Origin of the sequence: Sphingobium sp. TA15 (genome assembly GCF_037101235.1) — a bacterium.
GTDB lineage: Bacteria > Pseudomonadota > Alphaproteobacteria > Sphingomonadales > Sphingomonadaceae > Sphingobium > Sphingobium indicum.
On the sequence record NZ_AP025356.1, the window covers coordinates 334175 to 348524 of the forward strand.

Sequence of the window (14350 nt, forward strand, 5' to 3'; positions counted from 1 at the left end):
CCGGTCGTTTCGCCGGCAAGGATCGATCCTCACGGCATTTCAGGACCGGCCTTATTCTTCGCCATTGTTCTTGACGCCGACCGTCGGCACGTCAATGGTTTCCTTCTTGCTGCCGACGACCACTGCCTTGGAATCGACGTCGACCTTCGGCAGTTCGCCGCCCTTCACGCTGACTTCGGGAACGTCGCCGCCGGAGACATCCGCTTTCCAGAAGCCGGTCGCGAACAATATTCCGGCAATCGCCAGAATGACGATCAATAGGATCGCAATGGTCCGGCCGCTGCGATGCTTGTGAACGACGACGCGGTCATCCGTATAACGATCTCTATGAACTTCAGCCATCTCCGTCCTCCTCCTCAAGAGACGAGGGAAACAATCGGCTCTCAACTCTTGTTCCACTCTTCATTCAAGGAGGGGGCGCCCTTCGGACAATTTCCGCGCCGGGGAGGTTCACCATTTATCGCAAATCGATTGCCTTTCGCCTGCCGCCAGGCAAAGAAAAGGGCGGATAAAAAAAGGGGCGCATTCATGAAAACGGGGTTCTGTGCATTGGCGCTTGCAATCGGCTTGGCCCTGTTGCCCGTGCCGGCGCATGCGGACGACCCCAATGATCCGACCATGCGCAGCGCCGCCGCGCGCGCGCGGGACCGCGCGACCATCAAGCGGATGAACCAGCAGCAGCTAGCCTATGTCCGTCAACGCGACGCCAGGATCATGCAGAACTACCGCCAGGCGCAGGGCCAGCGGGAAGGCTATGCCGACGCCCGCGACGAATATGCGCGCAGGATGGCCGAATGGCGCCGCGCCGTCGCGGCTTGCAACGCCGGACGATGGGAATATTGCGACGATTGATCCGGATGGCGGATCGGGCCGTTCCTATTGGCCGGGCTTTTCCGCCCCAATATGATCATACTGCCGCTTCAAATCGCCCGGTCAGGAAACCGCGACGGGCCGGGGGTAGGGAAATTCCCTCCCCCCCCTCGCCCCTTACAGCCCGTCCAGGCCCTTGCTGACCAGGATGTTCACCGCGACGCGGCGATTTTGCGCCTTGCCCTCGATGGTGTCGTTGCTCGCGACGGGGTCCGCCTCGGCCATGCCGGTCGGGGTCAGCATGCGATAGGGCTTCCAGCCGCAGGCCTGCTGAAGATAATTGACGACGCGGCCGGCCCGCTTCTCGCTAAGCTCCTGGTTGAATTCATCGTCTCCGGTGGAATCGGTGTAGCCGACGACCAGCAACAGGGCGTTGCTCATCCCCTCGGCCGTGGCTGCCGTGGCGCAGAGGTCGTTCTTCGCCTGGGCCGACAGCACGGCCTTGCCGGTGTCGAAATTCACGTTGGTCGTGCTCTTCACATTATATTGGTCGATCTCGCCCATGCGACCGCGCAGCGCCGCCGTCGCCGCAGTCTGCTCCTCAAAGCCCTGGGCGGTGCCGTTGTGGATCATCGATGCGGTCTTCAGATCCTTGTTCTGGAGATTGATCTGGCTCGCCACCAGGCCCTCGCCCGATTGCAGCGTCTTGACCGTGACCGGCAGGCCGTTCAGCAGCGAGGTCGCGGCAAGCCTGTTGCGATTGAGGCCGAAAAGGCCCTTGCTGGCGCTGATCTTGGTGGCGTCGTTGATGGCGATGACGGATTTGGTGCCGTCGGCGGCCGTGACCTGCATCTTGTCGCCGCTGCGCGCGGAAATGATGCCCTTGATTTCAGGGCCTGCGGTCTTTTCGGCCGGCAGATAGGCGGTCGCCGAAACGTCGGCGGCCGGCGCCTCCTGCGTCTGCGCAGCCACGCTGGCCGACGAAGCGCCGGCAAGCAGGGCAAGAACGAAGAGATATTTCGGGTTGTTGGAAACCACACTCATCACGTTACTCCTCCAAAATCGGTCAGTCGGGCCTGCATGATCGCAGCTTTTCGTCCGACTGCCGGTCGCGTGATGGCGTATTCGGCTGTCAGAACCCCCTCCATTTGCCTTCCCAGAATATGCCTCATGACGTCACGGATGAACGCCATGGACATTCTGCCTGTTGATGCCGACCTTTCTGCTACATGAACAATCCGGTGCATTCCATCAGTTGCGTAGGCAATAGGAGCGCATACTGCGACGAACCGATGGAAATGCCCGATGCAAATGGACCTATGCATCAGGTGAAGCGGGCCAATAGATCATGGACGGGATTGTTCCGATCCGCCGGTATTTGCTTTGATAACAGCAGGATCGAAATAATGGGCCAAGTTCGCCCTTCCACTATTTATCCTTCTGAAACATTCATTTGCCCGTGTTCAAATGACCGTCGCCCATCCGGCGTCGGATCGATCCGGGGGCGCGAGCCGCAACGACTCATGTCTCGCCGCCCGCCCCGATCGCCGCGGAGGGAGGAAGCGTTGAACAGGCATCGGCAATGCGGACGCCCGAACCGCTTTCGTCAGAATGTCGTCACGCCCAGCTTGCGGGGCTTGGCGAAGGGGTGGGACGTGGACAGCCCGCCGTCGACGACAAGCGCATGACCATTGATGTAGCTCGCCTGGTCGGATGCCAGGAAGGCGATGGCTTCCGCCAGTTCGCGCGGCTCCCCGCCGCGCTGCGTGGGATTGAGCTGCCCGATCATCTCCTCCCGCCCCTTTGCGCGGGCGGCGTCGTAGAGCGACTGCGTCATGCCCGTTTCGACAAGGCCGGGACATACGGCGTTGACGCGTATCCCCGTCCCGGTGAGTTGCTGCGCGGCGGTTTGCACCAGATTGATGACGCCCGCCTTGGACGCGGAATAGGCCGGCCCGCCCGCGCCGGCGCGCAACCCCGCCACCGACGCCGTGCAGATGATGCTGCCCGGTCGCCCAGCGTTGATCATGGCCTCCGCGCCGTGCCGGATCGCCAGAAAGGGCCCGATCAGGTTCACCTCCAGGATTTTCGCCCAGTCCTCCGCCGTCTGCTCGAACAGGCCGGCCAGGCCGCCGCTGATGCCGGCATTGGCGGCGATGATGTCGACGCCGCCCAGATCGCGGACCGCCGCCGCGATCAGCGCCTGCACATCGCCGGCGGACCCGGCATCGCCCCGCATGGCGACGATGCGTTCCTGGCCGGCGGCCGTTTCCTCGACGCCTTCGGACAGGTCGAAGGCGATGACCCGCGCGCCCTCCCCTGCGAACAGGCGCGCGGTTGCCCGGCCGATGCCCGAACCCGCGCCCGTCACGACGACGCTCTTGCCATGGAAGCGGCCGGTCACAGCGCGCCCTTTATGGTCGTGCCGCCGTCGACGACGATCGCCTGGCCCGTCACATATTCGGCCGCTTTCGACGCCAGGAAAACGGCCGTGCCGGCGATGTTCTCCGGCTCCCCGATACGACCGAGCGGGGTCACGCGCCGCAATTCGGCTTCGGCCTTCGGGTCTTCCCACAAGGCGCGGGCAAAATCCGTGCGGATGACGCCGGGCGCGATGGCGTTGACGCGCACATTATGCGGCCCGAATTCGACGGCGAGGTTGCGGACGAGCTGGAAATCCGCCGCCTTGGAGACATTATAGGCGCCGATCACATCCGATCCGATCAGGCCGCCTATGGACGATATGATGATGATCGATCCGTCCTTGCGCTGCTGCATCTGCGGCGCGACCGCGCCGATCAGCCAATGGTTGGCCAGCACGTTATTGTCGAAGATCTTGCGGAACTGTTCGTCCGTGATGCCCGACATCGGGCCGTAATAGGGGTTGGACGCGGCGTTGCAGACCAGGACGTCGATTTGCCCGAAATGTTCGCGCGTCTGCTCTACCATGGCGTGCAGCGCCGCCTTGTCGGATATGCTGGCGGCGATGGCGACGGCGCGCTCAGTCCCGCACCGCGCGTTGATGGCGGCCGCCACCTCCTCGCAGGCCTGCTGCTTGCGGCTGGAAATCACCACATTGGCGCCCGCCTCCGCAAATGCTTCCGCAATGGCGCGCCCGATGCCGCGGGATGAGCCGGTGATGATCGCGGTCTTGCCGCTCAGGTCGAACAAATCCATGCCCTTCTCCCTTTTGGACTTACAGCCGTTCACGAATTGACGGTCGGGTCCAGCGCGCCCGCCATGCAGGCCCGTCTCCATGCCTCGCTTGCCAGAGGCTCGATCTTCGCCACCATGACCTCCGCTTCGCTGCTCGACGCATTGCCGTCCGCCATGCGCTTCTTCACGCCTTGCAATATGCCGGCCATGCGGAACAGATTATAGGCGAAATGCCAGGACAGGTCGGGCAACGGACCGCAACCGGCCGCATCGCAATATCGATCCATGGCCTGGTCCAGGGTCATCAGCCCCTCCCCCTCCAGGTCCAGCCCGCCCAGCCAGGAACGGCCATCGGCCGGCATGATCCAGTTCATCGCCAGATAGGCGAAATCGGCCAGGGGATCGCCGATGGTCGCCAGTTCCCAGTCTATCACCGCCAGAACCTTTGGCCGGTCCTTCGCGAAGATCAGATTGTCGATGCGAAAATCGCCATGGATGATCGAGTTGCGCGTCTGCCGGGGCACCGTGCGCGGCAGCCATTCGATCAGTTTCTCCATCTCCGGGATATGGCCCGTCTGCGCCGCGCGATATTGCTTCGTCCAACGCCCCACCTGCCGTTCGAAATAATTGCCGGCGCGCCCGAAGCCACCCAGGCCGATTTTTTCATGGTCCAGCGAATGAAGCCGCGCCAGCGCATCGATCATCGCCTCGTAAAAGGCGCGCCTTTCCCCCTTCCCGATCTCAGGCAAGGCCCCGTTCCAGAAGCTGCGCCCGTCGACCATCTCCATCATGTAGAACAGGGCGCCCGCGACGTTCCTGTCCTCGCACAGGGCCACGGGCCTGGGCACCGGAAAGCCCGCGGGATGCAAAGCGGACATCAGCCGATATTCCCGGTCGACCGCATGGGCCGAGGGCAGCAAGTCCCCGAATGGCTGGCGGCGCAGAACATATGTCCTTTCGCCGGCCTCGATCCTGTAAGTCGGGTTGGACTGGCCGCCGGGAAATTTCCCGATCCGTCCAAGGCCCTGGAAATCCGGCACGGCGCGCGCCATCCAGCGCGCCAGCGACGCTTCGTCGAGGTCGCTCACCGCCGGTCCCGATGGCGGCTGAATTCGGCCCGCGCGATCGCGCGGCGATGCACTTCGTCAGGGCCGTCGACGATGCGCATGGTGCGCAGGCCCGCCCATATCCGGGCGAGTTCGAAATCCGGCGAAACGCCCGCCGCGCCATGGGCCTGGATCGCGTCGTCGACGATGCGCAGCGCCATGGCGGGCGCCTGCACCTTGATCATCGCGATTTCGTTTCTTGCGGCCTTGTTGCCCGCCTTGTCCATCATGTCGGCCGCCTTCAGGCAGAGCAGGCGCGTCATTTCGATCTCTATGCGCGCATTCGCCACCCGTTCCTCCCACACCGAATGTTCGGCAATGGCCTTGCCGAAGGCGGATCGCGAAAGCAGGCGCCGGGACATCATGTCCAGCGCCTCTTCCGCCGCGCCGATCGTGCGCATGCAATGGTGGATGCGTCCAGGCCCCAGCCGGCCCTGCGCGATTTCGAAACCGCGTCCCTCGCCCAGAAGCAGATTGCCGGCCGGCACGCGGACATTGTCCAGCAGGATTTCCGAATGCCCATGCGGCGCATCGTCATAGCCGAACACAGAAAGATTGCGCCTGATCGTCACGCCCGGGGTGTCGAGGGGCAGCAGCAGCATGCTCTGCTGCTCGTGGCGCGCCGCGGCGGGATCGGTCTTTCCCATCAATATGGCGATCTTGCAGCGCGGGTCTCCGGCGCCCGATGACCACCATTTCCGTCCGTTGACGACATAATCGTCGCCGTCGCGGTCGATCGAGGTGCGTATGTTGGTGGCGTCGGAGGAGGCCACCTCAGGCTCGGTCATCAGGAAGGCGGAACGGATCGCGCCGTCCATCAGCGGTTTCAGCCAGCGGTCCTTCTGCGCGCGCGTGCCATATTTATGCAGCACCTCCATATTGCCGGTGTCCGGGGCGGAGCAGTTGAAGACCTCCGACGCCCAATGGATCCGGCCCATTTCCTCGGCGCACAGCGCATATTCCAGATTGGTCAGCCGCTCGCCCGAAAAAAGGAAGCTGTCGTCGACATGGGCATGCCCGTTCGAAGGGGGCAGAAACAGGTTCCAGAGGCCCGCCGCCTGCGCCTTCCTCTTGAGCGTCTCGATCAGGTCGAGCGGCGCCCATCTGTCGCCTTCCGCCAATTCCGCCTCATGGGCGTGAACCAGGGGACGCACCTCCCCCTCGATGAACTGCCTGACCGCGTCGCGATACCGGGTCTGCCTTTCGGTGAATGAGAAATCCATTCCATCCCTCTCCCATCCCAGGGCATTCAACCATACCCTCGATTCGAATTACGACTTTTAATCTCTTACCTGATCGGGTTTGTCCAACAGGAATATGGGTCGATGCAGGCATGGTTCCGTGAATTCATGAAAAATCGTGCAAGACCTGGAATTCGAATTCGGGCAAGGCTCGACTCCCGCCGACAAATTGAAGATAGGGCGATGATGACCGACGCCAAAGCGGACAGCGCAGCACTGGAGGGGCCGTCCGCCCCCCCGCTTTCGCGTTTCGAGCGGCAGCGGGGCAAGATTCTGGACGCGGCCACCATGCTCCTCAACCAGCGGGGCATCGCCGGCATGACGCTGCAGGAAGTGGCGGAGCAGTTGGGCCTCAAGACGACGGCGGTCACCTATTATTTCCGGTACAAGGAACAGCTTGTCCGTGCGGTTTTCGAGGACAGCCTTCAGCGCCTGAAGGAAATGGTGGAACAGGCGGGAAAGGCGGATACGCCGCGGGCAAGGGTCGACCAATATCTGCGCATCCACTTCGACCATTATGCGGCGGCGATGCAGGGGAAGACCCGTCCCCTCGCCATATTGTCGGAAATGCGAGCGTTGGAAGGCGCCGCCCGCGCCGCGCTGATGCAGCAATATCAGGCCGTATTTCGCGGCGTCCGCGCCTTTTTCGGCCCGGCGGACACCGCCGCGCGGAAACTCAGGCTGACGGCGCGCACCCAGATGTTGAATGAGGTGGTCTTCTGGTCGGCGATATGGCTGAAACAATATGATGTCGGCGACTTCGACACAGTGCGCCGGCAGCTATTCGATATTCTGGACGGCGGAATCGCGACGCGCCCTTCGCGCGCGCTTCCCGCCGCTCTCGGCACCGGCGAAGCGGTTGCGGCGGGCGACAGCTATTCCCAGTTTCTCAGAACCGCCACGCGCCTGATGAACGAAGTCGGCTATAGGGGGACGTCGATCGACCGGATCGCCGCCGAACTCAACCTTACCAAGGGCAGCTTCTACCATCACCTGCCGACGAAGGACGAACTGATCCTGCAATGCTTCCGCAACAGCTACCAGCGGCTGAGGGATCTCCGCGAACAGGCCCGGAAAGCCGGACTGGACGCCTGGGAAACGCTGATTTCGGTCATCGCGCAGGCGATGAAATATCAGTTCGGGGAAGACTATCCGCTTCTGCGCACCACCGCGTTCCAGGCCCTGCCTGACAGCGTCCGCCAGATTCCCTATGAGCATGCCCAGAGGACGACGCTTCTCTTTTCGGGCCTGCTCGTCGATTCGGTGCGGGAGGGCGCGGCGAAAAACGTCAACCCCCTCCTTGCGAGCCACATCATCATGTCGACGATAAATTCCGCGTCCGACATACGGTCCTGGGCGGCCAAGCAGGACAGGGATGATGCTGTTGCCGACTGCCTGTCGGCCATCACGCGGGGGATATTCCATCCCGCCTGAACCGGCGGCCGTGCCGACCCGCCTATAGCGACTTCAGCCAGAAGCGCATCAGATGGTCGCTCTCCTCAGGCTGGCCGACTTCCTTCCAGCGCATGGTCATGGCGAGGTGCGGCGCCATGCGATAGCCGCGGCTGGTCCAGAAGGGCGTCAGGTCGCGGGTCTCGCTCGGCCGGGCCGGGTGGTCCCGGTCCCTGTCGACCGCGCAGAAGGTCGCGCCGGTCGCGCCCGCGCTTCGGGCGGCCGCCTCCCGCTCGTCGAAGAAGCGATGACCCACGCCCAGCCCGCGAAACTGGGGCAGCAGCACGGATTCCCCGAAATAGAAGAGGGACCGGACATCGATGCCGGCCGCCAGAAAGGGCGCCTTCACCGCGTCGCCCTGGGTCGCCATCGGCGACGCGGTCGCCATGCCAACGGGGATGTCCCCCAGTCGCGCGACCACCAGCACCGCGGTTTCGTCGCTCAGGAAATCGGACAGATAGCCCGCTTCATAGTCGAGGCTGCCGTCATAAAGATAGGGCCAGCCGCGAAACACCGTCATGCGCAATGTCGCGAGCGCGCGCAGCGACATGTCATCCCTGCCGATGCGTTCGATCCGAAGCGGGGTGGCGAGGTCCGCCTGCGTCATCCCGCCCTCACCTGATCCAGCCGCTCGTCAGGCCCCTGGTAGCGGATCGGCATCAATGGCGGACCCGCTTCGGCCTGCAACGCAGCTCCGGCGCCGTCGCGGCCGTTCGCGAACATCGGCGCCATCGATCAATCCCTGCCCAGACGGGCCGCATGCCAGCGCAGATGATCGGCCATGAAGGTGGAAATGAAATAATAGCTGTGGTCATAGCCTTCGCGCAGGTTCAGCGTCAGGTCGATGCCCGCCGCCTCGCAGGCCGCCTTCAGCAGTTCGGGGCGCAATTCCTGTTCCAGGAAATTGTCCGCCGTCCCCTGGTCGACCAGCAGCGCCGGAACGCGGGCGCCATCCTCGATCAGCGCGACCGCGTCGTGCCGGCGCCAGGCGGCCTGGTCGTCGCCCAGATAGCCGGCCAGCGCCTTCCGCCCCCAGGGCACCTGTCCTGGCGCGACGATCGGCGCGAAGGCCGAAACCGCCTTGTACCGCGCGGCATGGGTCAGGCCGATGGTCAGCGCGCCATGGCCGCCCATGCTGTGCCCCATGATCGACTGGCGCGCCATGTCGGCGGGGAAGTTCGCCGCGACCAGCGCGGGAAGTTCCCGGGTCACATAGGACCACATGCGATAATGGGCGGCGAAGGGGGCCTGCGTCGCGTCGACATAGAAACCGGCGCCCAGGCCGAAATCATAAGCCCCCTGCGGATCGTCCGCCACGGCGCCGCCGTTGCGGTCCGGACCGCGCGGGCTGGTGTCCGGCGCGACGAAGATCAGCCCCAGTTCCGCGCAGGCGGCGCGGAACTCGCCCTTCTCCGTGACATTGGCATGGGTGCAGGTCAGTCCCGACAGATACCAGACGACCGGCAGCTTCGCCCCTTCGTCATGCGGCGGCACATAGACCGAGAAGGTCATGTCCGTCCCCGTCGAGCCGGAGGCGTGCCGGTACACGCCCTGCACGCCGCCGAAGGCCTTGCTGGCGCTCACCTGTTCCATGATCACCTGCCGTCCGATCGCGTCGGAACGGCACCGGAAGTCACGCCCATGAAATTTCCCCGTCCCGTTCAGAACAGCACGACGCTGCGGATGCTTTCCCCCGCATGCATCAGGTCGAAGCCCTTGTTGATCTCCTCCAGCGTCAGCACATGGGTGATCATTGGATCGATTTCGATCTTGCCGTTCATGTACCAGTCGACGATTCTGGGAACGTCGGTGCGGCCCTTCGCGCCGCCAAAGGCTGTCCCCTTCCAGACGCGGCCGGTGACGAGCTGGAACGGGCGAGTGCTGATTTCCTTCCCCGCTTCGGCCACGCCGATGATGATGCTTTCCCCCCAGCCGCGATGACAGCATTCGAGCGCGGTGCGCATCACCTCCGTATTGCCGGTCGCGTCGAAGCTGTAGTCGGCGCCGCCGTCCGTCACCTCCAGGATCCTGGCGACGGTCTCCTCCCGCGACAGGCCCCTGCTGTTGATGAAATGAGTCATGCCGAACCTGCGGCCCCACTCCTCCCGGTCGGGGTTGATGTCGATGCCGACGATCTTGTCCGCGCCGACCATCTTCGCGCCCTGGATGACGTTGAGGCCGATGCCGCCCAGGCCGAAGACCACGACATTCTCGCCCGCCTGCACCTTGGCCGTGTTGACGACGGCGCCGACGCCGGTGGTGACGCCGCAGCCCACATAGCAGCTCGACTGGAAGGGCGCGTCCTCGCGGATCTTGGCAACCGCGATCTCCGGCAGGACGGTGAAGTTGGAGAAGGTGGAGCAGCCCATATAGTGGAAGATCGGCTGGCCCTTGTAGCTGAAGCGGGTCGTGCCGTCGGGCATCAGCCCCTTGCCCTGGGTGGCGCGGATCGCGGTGCACAGGTTCGTCTTGCCCGACAGGCAGCTTTTGCACTGGCGGCATTCGGGCGTGTAGAGCGGGATCACGTGGTCGCCGGGCTTCACCGAGGTGACGCCCGCGCCGACCTCCCGCACGATGCCTGCGCCCTCGTGGCCCAGGATCGAGGGGAAGATGCCCTCGCTGTCGAAGCCGTCCAGCGTATAGGCGTCGGTGTGGCAGATGCCCGTCGCCATGATCTCCACCAGAACCTCGCCCGCCTTCGGGCCTTCCAGATCGACTTCGACGATCTCCAGGGGCTTCTTCGCCTCGAAGGCGACGGCGGCGCGGGTCTTCATCTCTCATTCCTCGTCATGATCAGGCGGTAAGAGGCGCCACGGCTCTAGCCCTGCCCCTCTTTCCACCCTCCCTAGCGCTGTTCCGCATTGGTGATAATATGGTGTTTCGGAAAATCATTATTCCTGGACAGGTATAATCAAATGTCGAACTGGGATGGCATTGACGAGTTCATCAGCGTCGCCACGGCGGGTTCCTTCACCCGCGGGGCAAGGGCGCTGGGCGTCTCCACCACCCATGTCAGCCGGTCCATCATGGCGCTGGAGCAGCGCGTGCAGGCGCTGCTTTTCCATCGGACCACCCGGACCGTCCGGCTGACCGACACCGGCCGGGTGTTCTTCGAACGGTGCGAGCGCATAGCCAAGGACCGGGACGAAGCCATCGCCCTGATCGGGGAGAGAAGCGAGCCGCAGGGGGAATTGCGCGTGACCTGCTCGACCGCCATGGGGGAGCGCTTCGTGGCGCCGATCATCCGCCGCTTCGCCATGCAGCACCCCAAGCTGGCCGTGTCGATAGAATTGTCCAACCGCGTCATCGATCTTGTCGGTGAAGGATTCGACGTCGCGGTCCGCACGGGGACGGTCAACGACCCGCGCCTGATCGCGACGCGGGTGGCGTCGCGCACGCTCTACACCTGCGCCGCGCCCAGCTATCTGGCTTCCGCGGGCCGGCCCGCGAGCGTCGAGGCGCTGGCCGGGCATGAGTGCATCGCCGGCTCCGCCAGCACATGGCATTTCAAGGTCGACGGGCAGGAGGTGATCCATCGGCCGAAGGGACGCTTCCGGTGCAACAGCGGACATGCCGTCATGGAGGCATGCATTTCCGGGCTTGGCATCTGCCAGCTTCCGGACTTCTACATCCTGCCCTATCTCAAGCACGGCATGGTCGAACTGCTGCTGGAGGATGTTCAGCCGGACGATGAACCTATTTGGGCGGTTTATCCGCAGCGGCGCCATTTGCTGCCGAAGGTGCGGCAGGTCGTGGACTGCCTGCTGCGCGAACTGGGGCCCGCAATGAACCCTCCGCGCAGGGAAGAGGCGATCCGTCCCGGCGCCTGGGCGGAAGGCTCCGGGATTTAAGCATCCGGCTTGCGTTACGGCCGCTCGTCCATCAGCGTTCGCACCAGCGGCTGCATGCCCGCATCGAATTTCGCGAGCATGACATGGTCGTCCGCCGTCTCGAAATGCGTGATCAACCCGTTCCCGGTCCACCGATGAAGCGCGTAAGCAGGCGGGTCGGCGACGATCATCGGGCGATTGTCCGGGGCATCCGGGTCCATCGGCCGCATGTCCAGCGCCAGTTGCGGCGCGGTGGATGAACAGATGGCGATGGTCGTGCCTTTCCACGGCGCGACGACCGAGCGGTGGATGTGGCCGCAGAGGATCGCGTGCAGATTGGGGCGCCCGGCGATGGTCGCGGCGAAGCGCCCGACCCAGGGTTCTTCGGGATGGGTGTTCATCCAGTCGATGCCGACCTCCACCGGGGGGTGGTGCATGACGATCAGCGTCGGGGTGACGTCGTCCTCATCCAGACGCGCGGCGAGCCATTGCGCGCGCCGCTCGCAAAAGGCGCCGCCATGGCGTCCCGGCTCCAGCGTGTCGAGCATGATGATCCGCCGCCCGTCCTGCGCGATCACATAATGGACGAAGCCGTCATTCTGGGGAATGTGGGGGAAATGCGCGGCGAAATGCGCCCGGTCGTCATGATTGCCCATGCAGGGCCAGACCGGGAAGTCGCACTGGCCGAAGGCGTTGGCGAGACGGCGGTAGCTGTCCGGGTCACCCCGGTCGGTCAGGTCGCCGGTCGCCAGCAGCAGATCGGGCCGGTTGGGACCGTCATTCAGGGCGCGCAAGACCTGGTCCAGCCGCTTGCGGTTGAATTCGGCGGGGTTTTCCGGGTCGAAGCCCAGATGGATGTCCGTGACCTGCGCGATCAGCATTGGTCCTTGCTTCCCTCTTATATATCGCGGCCCGTCCTTGAGGCGCTACCCGCTTGGACTATCAAACTTTCTCGGCCGGTCCGCAGCATCTTTGCCGATCGAACGGTTGGCGGGCGCCCATGGCGCGCCGTCGCCGACATGATAGCTGTGGCACATGGCGCAGCCCGACGGCACGTCCGCCTTGGCCTTTTCCCCGCCGTGGCAGGTGCGGCAACTGTCGATTCCCGGCAGCAGCAATTGCCTGGCATCGTGCGATTTGGGCGCGGCATGGCAGCTTTCGCATTTCTCGGTCCGGTGCGCGGCATGGTCGAACCAGCCATTCATCATATAGCGCATCGGCTGATGCACGGGCAGCACCTGCCAGCCTGCATTGCCGTTCGCGCCGGGCGGCGTGATGGTGTGGCAGTCGTAGCAGGCGCCGCCCTTCGAAAAGACGGCCCTGACAGCGTCGTCGGCGCGGGAGGGGCGAGCGGCCGCCGCGCCGAAATAGGCATGATATATCCGGCCTTGCGCATAGTCTCCGGGCCGCCGCCGCGCCATGCCGCCCAAGGCTGGCGGCTGGGCCGGGCCGGTCGAACGGAAATAAGCCCGCAGGTCCGCGATCGCCTGATCGGGCTGGCCGTGGCGCAGCGTGCGGACGGTGCCGCCGATCGTTTCGAAGGCAAGGCTGTGGCACATCTGGCAGTCGCGTTCCATGTCGACCGGCAGGAAGCGCACGCCGTCGGCGGTCGGCCTGTGGCAATCCTTGCAGGCAAGCGCGTCGCCGAAGCCATATTGCGCCTTCATCGTCCGCGCCATTTTCGCGACGCCGCCGGTTGCGGATAAGTGGATGTCGTGCGGGAATTTGAGGCCGCCATCGTCCATCGGCCGGCTGTCGAGCGATGCGCGGGCGAAGCGGGGATGCTTGCCCGGCCGCGTCTGCACCAGTGCGGAAAATTGCGGATGGCTGGTGCCGAAATCGGCGGCATCGCCCAGCTTCGTGTCCTTCAGTCGATCCTTCAAAGTGCCGTGGCAATCGGCGCAGAAGGCCTGCGGCGTGGGCTGCATCGGACCGGCGCCCTCATGTTCGCGGTGGCAATCGACGCAGGCGCCTTCGGGCGGCTTGCCGAAGGCGGAGGCTACTCCCGCCAGCAGCTTGCCGCCCAGCCCCTCTTCCGCCCGCGCCATGGCGATGCGGGCGGCGGGGGCGTGGTCATGCGCGTCCTTGTGGCAGGTCTGGCAGGCGCTGTCGCGGACCGAAACGAACGCCTTTTGATGGCAGGTTTCGCAGCGGCCCTCCAGCGCGTGATGCGCCTGGCTGAGCGGGCCGGAGGACCAGCTCTTGTCGCCCACCACCGTGTAGATGTTGCGCGTGTCGTCCGCGGGGCGGCCGGCATAGCTCCAGATGGGCACGGCCAGGAAGCCGACCAGGATCGCCAGCGCCAGCGCCCAGGCCGTCAGCCGCTTGCCGGGCAACAGGCCGCGCAGGGAAAAGACCTTCGTCTCCTCCTTTTCCTCCGAGGCTTCGGACACGGCATCGACGCGGCGGATGGAGAGGATTGTCGCGCCTTCCGCTTCTCCGTCATCGTCCCGCGACACGGTGATGCGGTGGCCGCCGAAGCGCAGTTCCGCGCCCTGGGCGGGCTCGATCTCGGCCCGCAGGACGGTTCGGCCCTCCAGTTCGAAACCCAGCGTGCCGGTGGCGCGCACGCGGATGGCGCGCTCACCGACCTGCTCGATCCGGGCATGGTCCGGTTCCAGGGCGAGGTCGGGCAGGTGGATGTCGCTTTCCGCCGCGCGGCCGAGGGAAAGTTGCGGCTTGGCGATCATGGCGGCGCGGACGATCTCGCGGCCATCGGCGGTAAGGCTGATCTGACGGACTAGGAAGCTCATCT

Annotated in this window: 15 protein-coding genes; 3 read left to right on the top strand and 12 right to left on the bottom strand. The window is 64.7% G+C overall.

Going from position 1 to position 14350, the window contains the following annotated elements:
- Nucleotides 1-51 precede the first annotated feature (51 nt).
- Nucleotides 52-342, bottom strand: coding sequence for a hypothetical protein (locus Sj15T_RS18730; protein WP_013053856.1), 291 nt, complete (start codon nt 340-342; stop codon nt 52-54).
- Nucleotides 343-528: 186 nt separating this feature from the next.
- Here Sj15T_RS18730 and Sj15T_RS18735 point away from each other — a divergent pair, with 186 nt between their 5' ends.
- The gene (locus Sj15T_RS18735) at nt 529-852 is read left to right on the top strand and encodes a hypothetical protein (protein WP_013053857.1); all 324 of its coding nucleotides are present in this window, start codon (nt 529-531) and stop codon (nt 850-852) included.
- Nucleotides 853-987: 135 nt separating this feature from the next.
- Here Sj15T_RS18735 and Sj15T_RS18740 read toward each other — a convergent pair whose 3' ends face one another.
- The 5 genes from Sj15T_RS18740 to Sj15T_RS18760 all read right to left on the bottom strand — a co-directional run bounded on the left by Sj15T_RS18740 (nt 988) and on the right by Sj15T_RS18760 (nt 6295).
- Entirely contained in the window at nt 988-1854 is an 867-nt protein-coding gene (locus Sj15T_RS18740; RefSeq protein ID WP_013053858.1) for an OmpA family protein, read from the bottom strand.
- A 562-nt stretch (nt 1855-2416) separates the two neighbouring features.
- Nucleotides 2417-3214: an SDR family oxidoreductase gene (locus Sj15T_RS18745; protein WP_013053860.1), complete on the bottom strand. Its 798-nt coding sequence runs from the start codon at nt 3212-3214 to the stop codon at nt 2417-2419.
- Complete coding sequence (locus Sj15T_RS18750; protein ID WP_013053861.1) at nt 3211-3987, bottom strand: SDR family oxidoreductase; 777 nt, start codon at nt 3985-3987, stop codon at nt 3211-3213. Before Sj15T_RS18750 ends, Sj15T_RS18745 begins: the two co-directional genes overlap by 4 nt.
- 29 nt (nt 3988-4016) lie before the next feature.
- Complete coding sequence (locus tag Sj15T_RS18755; protein WP_013053862.1) at nt 4017-5054, bottom strand: phosphotransferase family protein; 1038 nt, start codon at nt 5052-5054, stop codon at nt 4017-4019.
- Complete coding sequence (locus Sj15T_RS18760) at nt 5051-6295, bottom strand: acyl-CoA dehydrogenase family protein (protein WP_013053863.1); 1245 nt, start codon at nt 6293-6295, stop codon at nt 5051-5053. Before Sj15T_RS18760 ends, Sj15T_RS18755 begins: the two co-directional genes overlap by 4 nt.
- 204 nt (nt 6296-6499) lie before the next feature.
- On the opposite strand from Sj15T_RS18760, the gene Sj15T_RS18765 reads away from it, so the two are divergent.
- Nucleotides 6500-7747: a TetR/AcrR family transcriptional regulator gene (locus Sj15T_RS18765; RefSeq protein WP_253720768.1), complete on the top strand. Its 1248-nt coding sequence runs from the start codon at nt 6500-6502 to the stop codon at nt 7745-7747.
- 22 nt (nt 7748-7769) lie between these two features.
- Here the strand turns inward: Sj15T_RS18765 and Sj15T_RS18770 are convergent, their stop codons facing one another.
- The 4 genes from Sj15T_RS18770 to Sj15T_RS18785 form a co-directional block, all read right to left on the bottom strand.
- Nucleotides 7770-8372 (bottom strand): GNAT family N-acetyltransferase, encoded by a 603-nt coding sequence (locus Sj15T_RS18770; RefSeq protein WP_013053865.1) that lies wholly within the window; start codon nt 8370-8372, stop codon nt 7770-7772.
- Entirely contained in the window at nt 8369-8497 is a 129-nt protein-coding gene (locus Sj15T_RS18775) for a hypothetical protein (protein WP_013053866.1), read from the bottom strand. Before Sj15T_RS18775 ends, Sj15T_RS18770 begins: the two co-directional genes overlap by 4 nt.
- Nucleotides 8498-8500: 3 nt before the next feature.
- Complete coding sequence (gene fghA / locus Sj15T_RS18780) at nt 8501-9358, bottom strand: S-formylglutathione hydrolase (RefSeq protein ID WP_013053867.1); 858 nt, start codon at nt 9356-9358, stop codon at nt 8501-8503.
- A gap of 68 nt (nt 9359-9426) precedes the next feature.
- The gene (locus Sj15T_RS18785; RefSeq protein WP_013053868.1) at nt 9427-10539 is read right to left on the bottom strand and encodes an S-(hydroxymethyl)glutathione dehydrogenase/class III alcohol dehydrogenase; all 1113 of its coding nucleotides are present in this window, start codon (nt 10537-10539) and stop codon (nt 9427-9429) included.
- 141 nt (nt 10540-10680) lie between these two features.
- On the opposite strand from Sj15T_RS18785, the gene Sj15T_RS18790 reads away from it, so the two are divergent.
- Nucleotides 10681-11616: a LysR family transcriptional regulator gene (locus Sj15T_RS18790; RefSeq protein ID WP_007683450.1), complete on the top strand. Its 936-nt coding sequence runs from the start codon at nt 10681-10683 to the stop codon at nt 11614-11616.
- Between the two features lie 14 nt (nt 11617-11630).
- On the opposite strand, the gene Sj15T_RS18795 is transcribed toward Sj15T_RS18790, so the two are convergent.
- Together Sj15T_RS18795 and Sj15T_RS18800 are read right to left on the bottom strand one after the other, a co-directional pair.
- Nucleotides 11631-12476, bottom strand: coding sequence for a phosphodiesterase (locus Sj15T_RS18795; RefSeq protein ID WP_013053869.1), 846 nt, complete (start codon nt 12474-12476; stop codon nt 11631-11633).
- 45 nt (nt 12477-12521) lie between these two features.
- Nucleotides 12522-14348 (bottom strand): cytochrome c3 family protein, encoded by a 1827-nt coding sequence (locus Sj15T_RS18800; protein WP_013053870.1) that lies wholly within the window; start codon nt 14346-14348, stop codon nt 12522-12524.
- Between the last annotated feature and the right edge of the window lie 2 nt (nt 14349-14350).

Bases quoted from the DNA above. Each gene is read 5' to 3' on its own strand.
- Sj15T_RS18730 (WP_013053856.1), bottom strand. From the start codon at position 342: ATGGCTGAAGTTCATAGAGATCGTTATACGGATGACCGCGTCGTCGTT.
- Sj15T_RS18735 (WP_013053857.1), top strand. From the start codon at position 529: ATGAAAACGGGGTTCTGTGCATTGGCGCTTGCAATCGGCTTGGCCCTG.
- Sj15T_RS18740 (WP_013053858.1), bottom strand. From the start codon at position 1,854: ATGAGTGTGGTTTCCAACAACCCGAAATATCTCTTCGTTCTTGCCCTG.
- Sj15T_RS18750 (WP_013053861.1), bottom strand. From the start codon at position 3,987: ATGGATTTGTTCGACCTGAGCGGCAAGACCGCGATCATCACCGGCTCA.
- Sj15T_RS18760 (WP_013053863.1), bottom strand. From the start codon at position 6,295: ATGGATTTCTCATTCACCGAAAGGCAGACCCGGTATCGCGACGCGGTC.
- Sj15T_RS18765 (WP_253720768.1), top strand. From the start codon at position 6,500: ATGACCGACGCCAAAGCGGACAGCGCAGCACTGGAGGGGCCGTCCGCC.
- Sj15T_RS18770 (WP_013053865.1), bottom strand. From the start codon at position 8,372: ATGACGCAGGCGGACCTCGCCACCCCGCTTCGGATCGAACGCATCGGC.
- Sj15T_RS18775 (WP_013053866.1), bottom strand. From the start codon at position 8,497: ATGGCGCCGATGTTCGCGAACGGCCGCGACGGCGCCGGAGCTGCGTTG.
- fghA (WP_013053867.1), bottom strand. From the start codon at position 9,358: ATGGAACAGGTGAGCGCCAGCAAGGCCTTCGGCGGCGTGCAGGGCGTG.
- Sj15T_RS18785 (WP_013053868.1), bottom strand. From the start codon at position 10,539: ATGAAGACCCGCGCCGCCGTCGCCTTCGAGGCGAAGAAGCCCCTGGAG.
- Sj15T_RS18790 (WP_007683450.1), top strand. From the start codon at position 10,681: ATGTCGAACTGGGATGGCATTGACGAGTTCATCAGCGTCGCCACGGCG.
- Sj15T_RS18795 (WP_013053869.1), bottom strand. From the start codon at position 12,476: ATGCTGATCGCGCAGGTCACGGACATCCATCTGGGCTTCGACCCGGAA.
- Sj15T_RS18800 (WP_013053870.1), bottom strand. From the start codon at position 14,348: ATGAGCTTCCTAGTCCGTCAGATCAGCCTTACCGCCGATGGCCGCGAG.